The following is a 14166-nucleotide window of genomic DNA, read 5'->3' as shown; positions in this document are numbered from 1 at the left end:
GTCCGACAGGGAGAGCATCATGGGCGTTGAAGGCATTGGCGCAAGCGTTGTGCGCAAGGAAGACCGCCGCTTCATTACCGGCCGTGGCCGCTATGTGGACGATATCAAGGTGCTGGGCCTGACCCATGCGCACTTTGTCCGCAGTCCCTATGCCCACGCCAGGGTCAAGGGCATCGACGCCACCGCCGCCAAGGCGATGCCGGGCGTGGTCGACGTCCTGACCGGGCAGCAGATTGTCGACGACAAGGTCGGCAACCTGATCTGCGGCTGGGCGGTGCATTCCAAGGACGGCACGCCGATGAAGATGGGCGCCTGGCCGGCGATGGCGCCGGAGGTGGTGCGCTTCGCCGGACAGGCGGTGGCGGTGGTGATCGCCGAGACCAAGAACCAGGCCCGGGACGCCGCGGAAGCTGTGGTGGTCACCTATGAGGAACTGCCCGCCGCCGCCCATATCAAGGCGGCGATTGCGCCGGGCGCGCCGCAGTTGCATCCGGAAGCACCGGGTAACGTGGTCTATGACTGGTCGATCGGCGACGAGAAGGCGGTCAACGACGCCTTCGGCAAGGCGGCCCACGTCGTGTCGCTGGAGCTGACCAACAACCGGCTGGTGCCCAACGCCATGGAGCCGCGCGCGGCTGTCGCCGAATACAACGATGCCGAGGAACATTTCACGCTTCACACCACGTCGCAGAACCCGCACGTCGCACGTCTCGTGCTGTCGGCATTCTACAACATCGCGCCGGAGCACAAGCTGCGGGTGATCGCTCCCGACGTCGGCGGCGGCTTCGGCTCCAAGATCTTCATCTATCCCGAAGAGATGGTGGCGCTGTGGGCCTCCAAGAAGGTGCGCCGCCCGGTGAAATGGACCGGCGACCGCTCGGAAGCGTTCCTCACCGACGCCCATGGCCGCGACCACATCTCGCACGCGGAAATGGCGTTCGACAACGACCACAAGATTCTCGGCCTGCGGGTCAAGACCCACGCCAATTTCGGCGCCTACATGTCGCTGTTCTCGTCGTCGGTGCCGACCTATCTCTACGCCACGCTGCTGTCCGGCCAGTACAACATCCCGGCGATTTATGCCGAGGTGATGGGCGTCTACACCAACACCACGCCGGTTGACGCCTATCGCGGCGCCGGCCGGCCGGAGGCGAGCTACCTGCTGGAGCGGATGCTGGAGACCGCAGCGCGGCAGTTCAAGCTCGATCCCGCGGAACTGCGGCGCAAGAATTTCATCACCCAGTTCCCGCACCAGACCCCGGTGATCATGGCCTATGACGTCGGCGACTTCGGCGCCTCGCTCGATGCCGCCATGAAGGCCATCGACTATGCCGGCTTCCCGGCCCGCAAGGCCAAGGCGAAGGCCGAAGGCAAGCTGCGCGGCATCGGCCTGTCCTGCTACATCGAGGCGTGTGGCATCGCACCGTCGAAAGCCGTGGGCTCGCTCGGCGCCGGCGTCGGCCTGTGGGAATCCGCCGAGGTGCGGGTCAATCCCGTCGGCACCATCGAGGTGCTCACGGGATCGCACAGCCACGGCCAGGGCCACGAGACCACCTTCGCCCAGCTCGTCGCCGGACGCCTCGGCATTTCCGTCGACCAGGTGCAGATCGTCCACGGTGACACCGACAAGGTGCAGTTCGGCATGGGCACCTACGGCTCGCGCTCGGCCGCGGTGGGCATGTCGGCCATCTTCAAGGCGATGGAGAAGGTCGAAGCCAAGGCCAAGAAGATCGCTGCGCACCAGCTCGAGGCCTCGGTCGAAGACATCGTCATCGAGAACGGCGAGTTCAAGGTGACCGGCACCGACAAGTCGATCGCGCTGCCGATGGTGGCGCTCGCCGCCTACACGGCGCACAACCTGCCTGACGGCATGGAGCCCGGCCTCAAGGAAGGCGCGTTCTACGACCCCACCAACTTCACCTTCCCGGCTGGCTGCTACATCTGCGAAATCGAGGTCGACGCCGGCACCGGCAAGACCCACTTCGTCGATTTCGTCGCCGCCGATGATTTCGGTCGGCTGATCAACCCGATGATCGTCGAGGGCCAGGTCCATGGCGGGCTCGCGCAGGGCATCGGCCAGGCGATCCTCGAAGGCGCGGTCTATGACGATAGCGGCCAGCTCGTGACCGCGTCGTTCATGGACTACACCATGCCGCGCGCCGACGACCTGCCGTCGTTCAAGCTGTCGCACACCACCACGCTTTGCCCGGGCAATCCGCTCGGCGTGAAGGGCTGCGGCGAGGCCGGCGCCATCGGTTCCTCGGCGGCGGTGATCAACGCCATCACCGACGCCATCGGCCACAACAAGCTCGAAATGCCGGCGACCCCCGACCGGGTCTGGCATGCCATCCAACTCCAACAGGCTGCTGAGTAGGAGCGAGACCATGTACGAGACCACCTATCACCGCCCCGCCAGCATCGATGAAGCAGCCGCACTGTTCGCCAAGGGCACCGACGCCAAATATCTCGCCGGCGGCCACACCCTGATCCCGGTGATGAAACAGCGGCTGGCGGCGCCATCTGATGTCATCGACCTCGGCCGTATCAAGGAGTTGATCGGCATCGAGGTCACCGCCGATGCGCTGATCATCAAGGCGGCCACGACCTACTTCGACATCCTGCAGAGCGCTGCTGCGAAGAAGGCGATCCCGGCCATCGTGCACCTGACCTCGGTGCTCGGCGATCCCCAGGTTCGCCATCGCGGCACCATCGGCGGCTCCATCGCCAACAACGACCCCGCTGCCGACTATCCCGCCGCCGTGCTGGCGCTCGGTGCCACGGTGATGACCAGCAAGCGGCTGATCCCGGCGGATGAATTCTTCCAGGGCCTGTTCTCCACGGCGCTGGAAGACAACGAGATCATCACCGCGGTGTCGTTCCCGATCCCCGCCAAGGCGGCCTATTCCAAGATGCGCCATCCGGCGTCGCGTTTCGCGCTGACCGGCGTGTTCGTGGTCCAGACCAAATCCGGCGACGTCCGCGTCGCCGCCACCGGCGCCTCGCAGAACGGCGTGATGCGGGTGCCGGCCATCGAAGCGGCGTTGAAAGCCAACTGGTCGGCCTCCGCGCTGGATGGCATCAACATCTCCGCCGACGGGCTGATGGCCGACATCCACGGCTCCTCGGACTACCGTGCCAACCTGATCAAGGTGATGGCGCAGCGCGCGGTGGCGGAAGCGGGGTGAGGCCGGCACAGCGGAGCTGCAAACTCGGGTGTCATCGCCCGGCCGGGCGCGCAATCGCGCGCCAGGACCGGGCGATGACAGCGGAGAACGTTGCAAGGCAGCGGATCCATCCACCAACCCACGCATGCGGCCATGCGCTGCCGCGGCCAAAAGCCCCTTGCTCTCCCCCACCTCAGCATAGACAGTTTCCCGCACAGATGACGTCGCGCCAAGCGACGCAGCACGGGAAACGCAAGGTGCAGGATATCGTGACCGCTTCAGTTCAGCCGCAAACCGCCACCAGACCGACCGGGCCGCTGGCCGGCATCCGCATCGTCGAATTCGCCGGCATCGGCCCGGGCCCGTTCGCGTCCATGCTGCTGGCCGACATGGGCGCCGAGGTGATCACCCTGGTGCGCGCCGGCCAGACGCCGAAAGGCGCGTCCGCGCGCGGGCGAAAAATCGTCGCGGTCGATCTCAAGGACAAATCATCAGTCGCCGGCGTGCTGGCGCTGCTCGACGGCGCCGACGCGCTGATCGAGGGTTATCGCCCGGGCGTGATGGAGCGGCTCGGGCTGGGGCCCGACGTGGTGCTCGGCCGCAACCCGAAACTGGTCTATTGCCGCATGACCGGCTGGGGCCAGAGCGGCCCGCTGGCGCAGGCCGCCGGCCACGACATCAACTACATCTCGATCACCGGCGCGCTGGCCGCCATCGGCGGCGCCGACCGACCGGTGCCGCCGCTGAACCTGGTCGGCGATTTCGGCGGCGGCTCATTGTATCTGGTGATGGGCCTGCTGGCCGCACTGCTCGAGGCCGGCAGATCCGGCCGGGGCCAGGTGGTGGATGCCGCCATGTGCGACGGCGCGGCATCGCTGATCACCATGTTCTTCGACATGACCGCCGCCGGCCGCTGGAAGGAGGGCCGCGAAAGCAACATGCTCGACGGCGGCGCCCACTTCTACGGCGTCTACGAATGCAGCTGCGGCCACTTCATCTCCATCGGCTCCATCGAGCCGCAGTTCTACGCGCAACTGCGCGAGCTCGCCGGGCTCGGTGACATCTGCTTCGACGCGCAGATGGACCAGACGCAATGGGTAGCGCTGAAGCAGCGGCTGACCGACGTGTTCAAGACCAAGAGCCGCGACGAATGGTGCGCCATCATGGAAGGCACCGACGTCTGCTTCGCGCCGGTCCTGACCATGTCGGAGGCGACGCAGCATCCGCACATGGTCGCGCGCGGAGTGTTCATCCAGCATGACGGCCACACCCAGCCGGCCCCGGCGCCGCGTTTCTCGCGCACACCATCGGCGGCGCGGATGCCGGTGACGGTGGAGCTGGGGGAAGTGGTAAAGGAGTGGCTGGCGGAATAGCAAAGATTGACACCGGCCTGTCCGCGTCATGGCCGGGCCTGTCCCGGCCATCCACGATGTCACGTGATAACGTGGATGCCCGGCACAAGGCCGGGCATGACGTGGAGAGTGATGAGTTTCGAATGATAGTGCGAGCGCGCGGTAGCGCTAGCTACCAGACGCAAGCCTACGCCGCGCCCTTCAGCGTCAGCACGCCGCGGCGGAGCTGGTCTTCCTCGATGGATTCGAACAGTGCCTTGAAATTGCCCTCGCCGAAGCCGTCGTCGCCCTTGCGCTGGATGAACTCGAAGAAGATCGGCCCGATGGCATTGGCCGAGAAGATCTGCAGCAGTACCTTGGTCTCGCCGCCGGCCACCACGCCTTCGCCGTCGATCAGAATGCCGTCGCGCTTCAGCCGGCGCACGTCCTCGCCATGCTTGGGCAGCCGCGCATCAATCTTCTCGAAATAGGTTTCCGGCGGCGACGGCATGAACGGCAGCCCGTCGTCCCGCAGCCTCTCCACGGTGCGATAGATGTCGCTGGAGCCGCAGGCGATATGCTGGATGCCCTCGCCGCGGTAGGTGTTGAGATATTCCTCGATCTGCCCGGCGTCGCCGGCGTCCTCGTTGATGGGAATCCGGATCTTGCCGTCGGGGCTGGTCAGAGCCCGTGAAAACAGGCCGGAGGCGCGGCCCTCGATGTCGAAGAAGCGGATCTGGCGGAAGTTGAACAGTTTTTCGTAGAACCCGGTCCATACATCCATGCGGCCGCGATGGACGTTGTGGGTGAGGTGGTCGAGATAGAACAGGCCGGCGCCCTCGATCCATGGGTTCTTTGCGCCCAGCCAGTCGAACTCGAGATCATAGGCCGTGCCCTTGGCGCCATAGCGATCGACGAAATACAGCAGGCTGCCGCCGATGCCCTTGATGGCCGGAACGTCCAGCGTCTTGCGCGCCGACGGCACGTCGGCCGGCTCCGCGCCGAGCGCGATCGCGCGCTCATAGGCCTTCTGCGCATCGACCACGCGGAATGCCATCGATGGCGCGCACGGACCATGGGCGGCAACGAAATCGAAGCCGTGGCTGCCTGGCTCCTCGTTGACGAGATAGTTGATGTGGCCCTGGCGATACAGCGTGATGTTCTTGGTCTTGTGCTTCGCCACCGGCGCGTAGCCCATCAGCTTGAACAGGGCGTGCAGCTCGGCCGGATTCGGATGCGCGTATTCGACGAACTCGAAACCGTCGGTGCCCATCGGGTTGTCGGCGGTGATTGTCGCCGGCGGCGCGTCGTGTGGAAACGGACCCATGGTGATCTCCCTGAACTGATTTGCTGACAGGGAGTGTCGGTCGTATTCGACGCAAGGTGCATGCAAAGGGGCGGGAACTATGGCATGGTCATGCACGCTTTGTGCACGAAGGAGGGTTTTGACGCATGATCCCCGTGGATGCCTTCGACCTGAAGATCCTCGCGGCGTTGCAGGATGACGGTCGCCTGACCAACCAGCAGCTTGCCGATGTCGCCGGCCTGTCAGCGTCGCAATGCTCGCGGCGGCGGATGCGGCTGGAGGAAGCGCAGGTGATTGCCGGCTATCACGCCGACCTGTCGAGCGAGGCGCTCGGCTTCAACGTCATCGCCTTCATTCACATCACGCTGGCGACGCACTCGCCCGACAATGCCAAGAAGTTCCGCGCCCTGGTCACCCGCACCGATGCCATCCAGGAGGCCTATTCGCTGACCGGCGATGCCGACTACCTGTTGAAGGCGGTGCTGCGCGATCTCAAGAGCCTGTCCGATATCGTCAACAACGTGTTGATGCCGCATCAGAGCGTGGCTCATGTGCGCTCGTCGATCGTGCTCGACCGGCTCAAGGAAACGTCGCGGCTGCCGCTGAAGGCGGTGGGGTGAAGAATACGTCGCCCCAACTCCGGCTGTCGTCACCCGCGAAAGCGGGTGACCCAGTCAACGGCGGCGGCGCGGCTCCATCATCCACAGCACGGAATACTGGGTCGCCCGGTCCTGGCGCCAATTGCGCGCCGGCCGGGCGATGACACCGGGTGTGGTCGCGGCGCCTTTGCGCTGACCGCTATCTTTGGTTCGGATCGAACCTTTTCTCCAGCCCCTTCCAGCAATCCGCATAGTCGCTCTGCAACGTCGCCGAGTTCGCCGCATGCGTCGTGATCCGCTGCGGATATCGCGTCTCGAACATGAAGGCCATGGTGCCGGTCAGCTTGACCGGCTTCAGCTCGCCGTTGCTGGCATGATCGAACGCCTCGCGGTCGGGCCCATGCGGCAGCATCATGTTGTGCAGGCTGATGCCGCCGGGGACAAAACCCTGCGGCTTGGCGTCATAGACGCCGTAGATCAGGCCCATGAATTCCGACATGATGTTCATGTGATACCACGGCGGCCGGAAGGTGTTTTCCGCCACCATCCAGCGCTCCGGAAAGATCACGAAGTCGATGTTGGCGGTGCCGGCGGTGTCCGACGGCGAAGTCAGCACCGTGAAGATCGACGGATCCGGATGGTCGAAGCCGATGGCGCCCACCGGCGAGAAGGTGCGCAGGTCGTATTTGTACGGCGCATAGTTGCCGTGCCACGCCACCACGTCGATGGGCGAATGCGGCAGCCTGGTCATGAACAGCGCGCCGCCCCACTTCACATAGAGTTCGGTCGGCGTGTCCTTGTCTTCATAGGCAGCCACCGGCGTCAGGAAGTCGCGGGCATTGGCGAGACAATTGGCGCCGATCGGGCCGCGCTCCGGCAGCGTGAAAGCGCCGCCATAATTCTCGCACAGATAGCCGCGCGCCGGGCCACCGGTCAGTTCGACGCGGAACTTGACGCCGCGCGGGATCACAACGATCTCCGCCGGCTCGGCATCGATCACGCCAAACTCCGTGACGAAGCGCAAGCTCCCTTGCTGCGGCACGAACATCATCTCGCCGTCGGCATTGTAGAAGTGCTGGTCGACCATCGACTGGGTGATCAGATAGACATGCGCGGCCATGCCGGCCTGGGTGCCGGCGTCGCCGGCGGTGGTCATGGTCTGCACGCCCTGCAGGAAGGTCATGTCCTCCTTCGGGATCGGCGCCGGGTCCCAGCGCAGCTGCTCGATGCTGATGTCCTGCTCGTGGCACGGCGCGGTGCGCCACAGTCTTGCATCGACCTTCGCGAAGCGTCCGGAGTGTTTTACCGACGGGCGGATGCGGTACAGCCAGGAGCGCTCGTTGCTGCCGCGCGGCGCGGTGAACGGCGAGCCGGACAGTTGCTCGGCATAGAGCCCGTAGGCGGCGCGCTGCGGCGAGTTGCGGCCCACCGGCAACGCGCCCGGCAGGGCTTCGGTCTCAAAACTGTTGCCGAAGCCGGACATGTAGCCCTGCGTCACGCCAGTGACGCTGCGGCCGATCAGATCGGGCGATGTCGTGATGTTCATGTCATCCTCCTTTGCAGCCGTATCATCCCTGCAGCGCGGCCCACATCTCGCGGTCGCGCTTGTCGGTCCAGATCACGGGATCGTCGATACCCGAGGCTTCGTCATAGGCGCGTGAGACGTTGAACGGCAGACAGTGCTCGTAGATGGCGAATGAAGAGAACTTCGGATCCATCACCTCGCGGCACGCCGCCATGGTCTCCTTCAGCGAACGGCCTTTGGCCACCGAGATTTCCGCGGCGCCATACAGCGTGCTGACGAAATCGCGGGTCATGGCGATGGCCTCGCGGGTGGTGGCCAGCCCCTTCAGCGCGTCGCCGCGGCCGGGCGCGATGGCCTTCGGGTTGAAGTCGCGGATCTCGTTCAGCGTCGACGGCCATTCGCGCAGCATGGCGTCGCCGCAATAGCAGGCCGAGTGATATTCGATCAGGTCGCCGGAGAACATCACCTCGGCATCCGGCACCCAGGCGACGATATCGCCCGAGGTGTGACCGGCGCCGAGCTGCATCAGCTTGACCTCCCGCTTGCCGAGAAAGATCGACATCTCGCCCTTGAAGGTCAGGGTCGGCCATGTCAGGCCGGGAATGCTCTCGGAGCCCTGAAACAGGCGAGGGAAGCGGCCGAACTCGGAATCCCAGTCCTGCTGGCCGCGCTCGGCCACCAGCCGCCGCGTTTCGCTGGACGACACCACCGCTTCGGCATGAAAGGCGGAGGCGCCGAGCACGCGCACCGCATGGTAATGCGACAGCACCACATATTTGATCGGCTTGTCGGTGACGGTGCGCACCCGCTCGATCACCTTGTTGGCCAGCGCCGGCGTCGCCTGGGCGTCGAACACGATGCAGCCGTCGTCGCCGACGATGACAGCCGAATTCGGATCGCCTTCCGCGGTGAAGGCAAACAAGTCGGTGCCGATCTCGGAAAAGGTGATCTTCTTTCCCGCCATGTCGGTGGTGGATGCGAAACCTTTTGTCATTCGTTCAAGTCCTTTGAATACACAGTGTCGATCCGGGGCGCGGTCGGCGTCAGCCGGACGCGAACCCGGAACCTCGATATGTTCATCGTCTCATGCCGGGATTCCCCGTCACTCCAATTGGAGTGACTGAGGTTCGCGATCGGCTAACGCCGCTCGCGCCCCGGAATGACTGTCTTGTTGCTCCGGCAACCTTCGCTTCGCCAGCGCGATGGCCTCGCGCAGCACGTCGAGATCGCCGATGTGATTGGCGAGCACCAGCACCAGCGCCGCATCCAGCGCCGCGCTCTGTGCGTCGGCGATGCCGCGATGCGCATCGACGACCAGCCGGTAGGCGGCGTCGGGATCGGCGAAATTCGATTGGGTGGACAGCTGCATGATCGCCTCACGCTCTCCGCTGGCGCGTGCCATGGCGGCGGTGATCGCATCCCGCGTCGGATGCCGAAACCGCGCGGCGACATAGCCGTCCGGACGCAGCAGCCAGGCCGAGCCAGGTGCGGCGTCATAACGCTGCGCGAACAGGCCGGCCGCATCGCGCAGCGGCGCGTCATTGCCGACGCGCAGATGCGCCACGCCGTCGGGCACGTCGACCGCCGCGCCATTGGCGAATTCCAGCAGCGCAAAGCCGCGGCCTGCGGCGTTGAACGCGTCGGTCAGATAGGCCGCCTCGCCCGATGCCATCGCCAGCGGTGCATCCAGCAGATGCGCGCCGGGCGGCGGCCCCGCGCGCCATTGCTCGGCATCGTCGGTCGACAGCGGCGTGTCATAGACCGACGGCACCGACAGCCGGCCGCCATTGACCATGCGCTTGGCGAAGTCGGCTTCGCCCGCCAGCGCCAGCACTGCCTGGCGCAGCCGACGCTCCTGCGGCGAATGCGGCGCGATGAAATCGGTGGAGCGTGTCGAGGCGCGGATGTTGTCGTCGGCGGCCTGGCCGCGCTCGGTCTCGTAGCTGGCGAGCAATCCCGCCGGTGCTTCACCGCGCAGGACCATCGCGAGTTTCCATGCGAGGTTCTCGCCGTCTTCCAGCCCGGAATTGGCACCGCGGGCGCCGAACGGCGACACCTGATGCGCGGCGTCGCCGGCGAAGATCACGCGCTCGTGCAGAAAGCGTTGCATGCGGCGGCACTGGAACTTGTAGACCGAGATCCATTCGAAGCTGAAATCGTCGTGGCCGAGCATGCGCGCGATGCGCGGCCGCACGTTCTCCGGCTGACGCTCGACAGCCGGATCGGCATCGGGGCCAAGCTGCAGGTCAATGCGCCAGACGTCATCGGGCTGTCTGTGCAGCAGGGCCGACTGGCCGGCATGGAACGGCGGATCGAACCAGAACCAGCGTTCGGTGGGGAATGCCGCTGTCATTTTGACATCGGCGATCAGGAACTGGTCCTCAAAAGTCTCGCCGGTGAACTCCGCACCGACCAGCCCGCGCAGGCCGGAGCGCGCGCCGTCGCAGGCGACCACGTAGTCTGCACGCAGCGTGTAAGGCCCGTCGGGCGTATCGATCGTAAGTTCGGCATGATCGTTGTGCTGCTTCAGTCCGCTCACCTTGTTGCGCCAGCGCAGGTCGATGTCGGGCAGTTGCTGGACGCGATCGACGAGAAAACTCTCGGCGTAATATTGCTGCAGGTTGATGAAGGCCGGCATCTTGTGGCCCTGCTCCGCCAGCAGGTCGAAGCGGTACAGCAGTTCCTCGCCGCAGAAGATCTTACCGACATTCCACTGCACACCCTTGGCCACCATGGGCGCCGCGGCGCCAAGCCGGTCCCAGACCTCGAGAGAGCGCTTGGAAAAGCAGATGGCGCGGGAACCGTCACCGATCCTGTCGGCATCGTCGAGCAGCACGACGCGCTGGCCGCGCTGCGCCAGGTCGATGGCCAGCGACAGCCCGACCGGCCCGGCGCCGACCACTACTACCGGATGATGCGCGGCGTCGCGGCGATCCTGGTCGGCGTGACGGCGATAGGCAAATTGCCGGACATGCTGCGCCATGACTCAGCCTCCGGCCGTTTCAATGATCGACGCTGGTCTGGCCAACGGATCGCACTCCCGTTAAGATAGTCTCATTTGCAACCATCTAAACGCCGGGCCGGTGCCGGCGTCAATGGAAATTGGCGGGACCACGTGGCGAAACTCGATCTGTTCAAGTTCGTGCCATTCCGGCTCAACCGGCTGGCCGCCGAGGTCAGCGCGGCATTGTCCGGCGAATACCGCGAACGTCACGGCCTCGACATTCCGGAATGGCGGGTTCTGGCGACGCTCGGCTTTCGTAACGAGGCATGCAGCGCGCAATATATTGCGCAGTGCACACGCACGCACAAATCCACCATCAGCCGCGCCGTCACCACCTTGATGGAGCGCGCGCTGATCGAGCGGGTGGCCAACGCCGACGACCGCCGCGAGTTCAACCTGCGCCTCACGGCCCGTGGCCGCGGGCTCTATGAGGAACTCATCCCGCGGCTGTTGCGCAAGGAGCGCGACATCATGTCGTGCCTGTCGGCGCAGGAGCGCAAGGATTTCGCAGCGCTGCTCGGCAAGATCGAGCGCAGCCTCGACCTGATGCAGGGTCGTGAGGCCGCGCATGAGACCGAGGCCTACTAGTCAGTCCTTGCGCGTCCGTCATACCCATCCCGGTTCGCGCCGATAGTTGCGTCGCATTCTGACGGTGCGTTCGTTGGTCGCAGCGTCGCACATGACAAGCGATCTCGCCCGAGCGACGCCGGTTTGATAATGCAAATGGCCTGGGATAAGGTCGCCGTGGCGCAAGCTGGGATCGGCGCCTTTTCGCTTGGACCGGCTTCTGATGAAAATTCGCCTCGTTTTGCTTGCCTTTCTGACCTTGTCTGTTGCACCGGTCATGGAGTCCGTAGCTGCCGACAATCGCGCGGGCCGCGTCGCGCTGGTGATCGGCAATGCCAAATATCCCGACGCCGAAGCGCCGCTCAAGGAACCCATCAACGACGCCCGCGAATTCGCCGACGAACTCAAGCGCAGTGGCTTCGACGTGGAGATCGGCGAGAACCTGACCGGCGAGGCCATGCGCCGCGCCCTCGACAAGATGTATGGCAGGATCAAGCCGGGCTCGGTCGCGCTGATCTTCTTCAGCGGCTACGGCGTGCAGTCGGCCCGCCAGAGCTACATGATCCCGGTCGATGCCCAGATCTGGACGGAACCCGACGTGCGGCGCGACGGCTTCAGCCTCGAGACCGTGCTGGGCGAAATCAACAGCCGCGGTGCCGGCGTCAAGGTGGCCCTGCTCGATGCGTCCCGCCGCAATCCGTTCGAGCGCCGGTTCCGCAGTTTTTCCGCCGGCCTCGCGCCGGTCATCGCGCCGAGCGGCACTCTGGTGATGTATTCGGCCGCGCTCAGTTCCGTGGTCAGCGACAACGGAACCGATCACAGCCTGTTCGTCAGCGAGTTGCTCAAGGAAATCCGCGTTCCCGGCCTGATGGCCGAGGAAACCCTGAACCGGACCCGCGTCGACGTCACCCGCGCCTCGCGCAGCGAGCAGGTGCCGTGGATCTCGTCGTCGCTGGCGGAGGATTTCTCCTTCATCCCCGGCCAGACCGCGCAGAACACGACGCCGGTGGCGATCGCCAAGCCCCGCGAGGACATCAAGCCGCGCGAAGACATTGTGCCGCCCGCGGCCAAGCCGCCGGTTGCGGCAGTGCCGGCCAAGGAGCCCGCACCCGTCGCAGCGGTCGATGTCGCAAAGCCGGCCCCGTCTGCGGCTGCGTCCGTCGCTGCGGCGCCGGCCGAGCCGATCCGTGACGAGGCCAGGATCGCGCTGGCGCTGGCCGACGATCCGACGGTGAAGACGCTCAACGGCAAGCTCGCCGAGAATCCCGACGATGCCGGCGCGCTGTACCGGCGCGGCCAAGTCTATGCCAGCAAGGGCGCCTACACGCTGGCGATCAAGGATTTCGACGCGGCGATCCGGCTCAACCCCAAGGATGTGGAAGCCTTCAACAACCGCTGCTGGGCGCGCACCGTGATCGGCGAACTGGCGGCCGCGCTGAAGGACTGCAACGAGGCGCTGCGGCTGCGGCCGAACTTCGTCGACGCGCTCGACAGCCGCGGCCTGGTCAACCTGAAAAGCGGCGCTTCCAAGAACGCCATTGCCGACTTCGACGCCGCGCTGAAGATCAATCCGCAGCTGACCTCGTCGCTGTTCGGCCGCGGCCTCGCCAAGCAGCGCATCGGCGCCACCGCCGAGGGCGAGCTCGACATCAACAATGCCAAGGCGATGGACCCGAACATCGTCAAGGAATTCGCCAGCTATGGCGTGCAATAGCGCGTGCCGTCACATGGCGTGCGGCGCGCGTTGTCGACAGCGATGTGACACGATCGACTTGAACCCGCGGCGACATCGCGCCGACTACCGAAGGCAAGCCGAGGTCCCCAACTTTACACCCGCGGCGGCGGCTTGCGCGGGACCGGCGGGAAACACACCGAGACGCAGGAGGATGCAGCCATGACGATATCTGGAAACCGCACGCTGAAGGCATTCTCGGCCGCAGCGCTGGTCGGTGCCATGCTGTCGCTGACCGGACTAGCCCGCGCCGCCGACGATGTGACGTCGGACCAGATCCTGCGCGCGCTGGCGCCGAAGCAGCAGCTCACCCGCGGCCTGTCGATGTCGCCGCCGGCCGAGCCTGCGGTCAACGCCGCCGAAGGCAAGTTCGTCGACACCCTGCGCAACCGCAGTACCCGCTCGCTATCATCAGGCGAGCGCGAGCAGATCGCTGTAATCGCCGAGAGCAAGCCGAACATCGATCTGGAAATTGCCTTCGAATACAATTCAGCCAATATCAGCAGCAAGGCACAGCCCGCGGTGCAAGCGCTCGGCAAGGCGCTGTCCAGCGACCAGTTGAAGGGCTCGACCTTCATCGTGGCCGGCCATACCGACGCGGTCGGCAGCGAGACCTACAACCAGGATCTCTCCGAACGCCGCGCCGACGCGATCAAGCGCGTGCTGGTCGAGAAGTACGGGATTGCCGGCGCCGACCTGGTGACGGTCGGCTATGGCAAGACCAAGCTCAAGGACCCCGCCCGTCCGCTGGATCCGGCCAACCGCCGTGTCCAGGTGGTCAATATGGCCAACAAGACCACCGCGGCGAAATAGCGCTACCGCCGACCTGCGGACAATCCGCAGCCATGGTCGCGCGATGCGCGCCCGCTCCCCACGGGGCGCCATTGGTTGGTGATTGACGCCGTCCTGTGTAGATTGCCCCTCCTACCGCCGCGCCT

The 14166-nt window shown here is 65.4% G+C and carries 11 protein-coding genes and 1 pseudogene; 7 read left to right on the top strand and 5 right to left on the bottom strand.

The window, feature by feature from the left end; translation table 11 throughout:
- The first annotated feature begins 19 nt into the window (after positions 1 to 19).
- The 3 genes from ONR75_RS04275 to ONR75_RS04265 all read left to right on the top strand — a co-directional run bounded on the left by ONR75_RS04275 (position 20) and on the right by ONR75_RS04265 (position 4537).
- The gene (locus ONR75_RS04275) at positions 20 to 2374 is read left to right on the top strand and encodes a xanthine dehydrogenase family protein molybdopterin-binding subunit (protein WP_265081527.1); all 2355 of its coding nucleotides are present in this window, start codon (positions 20 to 22) and stop codon (positions 2372 to 2374) included.
- 10 nt (positions 2375 to 2384) lie between these two features.
- The gene (locus ONR75_RS04270) at positions 2385 to 3185 is read left to right on the top strand and encodes an FAD binding domain-containing protein (RefSeq protein ID WP_265081526.1); all 801 of its coding nucleotides are present in this window, start codon (positions 2385 to 2387) and stop codon (positions 3183 to 3185) included.
- Between the two features lie 248 nt (positions 3186 to 3433).
- Entirely contained in the window at positions 3434 to 4537 is a 1104-nt protein-coding gene (locus ONR75_RS04265; RefSeq protein WP_413776437.1) for a CaiB/BaiF CoA transferase family protein, read from the top strand.
- 166 nt (positions 4538 to 4703) lie between these two features.
- Here the strand turns inward: ONR75_RS04265 and hppD are convergent, their stop codons facing one another.
- Entirely contained in the window at positions 4704 to 5822 is a 1119-nt protein-coding gene (gene hppD / locus ONR75_RS04260) for a 4-hydroxyphenylpyruvate dioxygenase (protein WP_265081524.1), read from the bottom strand.
- A gap of 125 nt (positions 5823 to 5947) precedes the next feature.
- Between hppD and ONR75_RS04255 the strand changes: the two genes are divergently transcribed.
- Positions 5948 to 6421, top strand: coding sequence for an Lrp/AsnC family transcriptional regulator (locus tag ONR75_RS04255; protein WP_265081523.1), 474 nt, complete (start codon positions 5948 to 5950; stop codon positions 6419 to 6421).
- 178 nt (positions 6422 to 6599) lie between these two features.
- Here ONR75_RS04255 and hmgA read toward each other — a convergent pair whose 3' ends face one another.
- The 4 genes and pseudogenes from hmgA to ONR75_RS04235 all read right to left on the bottom strand — a co-directional run.
- Positions 6600 to 7946 (bottom strand): homogentisate 1,2-dioxygenase, encoded by a 1347-nt coding sequence (gene hmgA, locus ONR75_RS04250; RefSeq protein ID WP_265081522.1) that lies wholly within the window; start codon positions 7944 to 7946, stop codon positions 6600 to 6602.
- 22 nt (positions 7947 to 7968) lie between these two features.
- Positions 7969 to 8919, bottom strand: coding sequence for an MBL fold metallo-hydrolase (locus ONR75_RS04245; RefSeq protein WP_265081521.1), 951 nt, complete (start codon positions 8917 to 8919; stop codon positions 7969 to 7971).
- A gap of 108 nt (positions 8920 to 9027) precedes the next feature.
- A complete protein-coding gene (locus ONR75_RS04240) occupies positions 9028 to 9294 on the bottom strand; it encodes a DUF2783 domain-containing protein (RefSeq protein WP_265083534.1) in 267 nt (88 codons plus the stop codon).
- Positions 9295 to 9309: 15 nt separating this feature from the next.
- Positions 9310 to 10908 (bottom strand): annotated as a pseudogene (locus ONR75_RS04235) (FAD-dependent oxidoreductase); the annotation flags it as partial.
- 132 nt (positions 10909 to 11040) lie between these two features.
- Between ONR75_RS04235 and ONR75_RS04230 the strand changes: the two are divergent.
- From ONR75_RS04230 to ONR75_RS04220, 3 genes are all read left to right on the top strand, one after another.
- Positions 11041 to 11517 (top strand): MarR family winged helix-turn-helix transcriptional regulator, encoded by a 477-nt coding sequence (locus ONR75_RS04230; RefSeq protein ID WP_265081520.1) that lies wholly within the window; start codon positions 11041 to 11043, stop codon positions 11515 to 11517.
- Positions 11518 to 11719: 202 nt separating this feature from the next.
- Positions 11720 to 13210 carry a caspase family protein gene (locus ONR75_RS04225; protein ID WP_265081519.1) on the top strand — a complete coding sequence of 497 codons (1491 nt, stop codon included), beginning with the start codon at positions 11720 to 11722 and terminating at the stop codon, positions 13208 to 13210.
- Positions 13211 to 13390: 180 nt separating this feature from the next.
- The gene (locus ONR75_RS04220; protein WP_320109694.1) at positions 13391 to 14041 is read left to right on the top strand and encodes an OmpA family protein; all 651 of its coding nucleotides are present in this window, start codon (positions 13391 to 13393) and stop codon (positions 14039 to 14041) included.
- Positions 14042 to 14166: the final 125 nt, after the last annotated feature.

Source organism: Rhodopseudomonas sp. P2A-2r (assembly GCF_026015985.1).
GTDB lineage: Bacteria > Pseudomonadota > Alphaproteobacteria > Rhizobiales > Xanthobacteraceae > Tardiphaga.
This window is presented reverse-complemented; position numbering and strand designations above follow the sequence as displayed.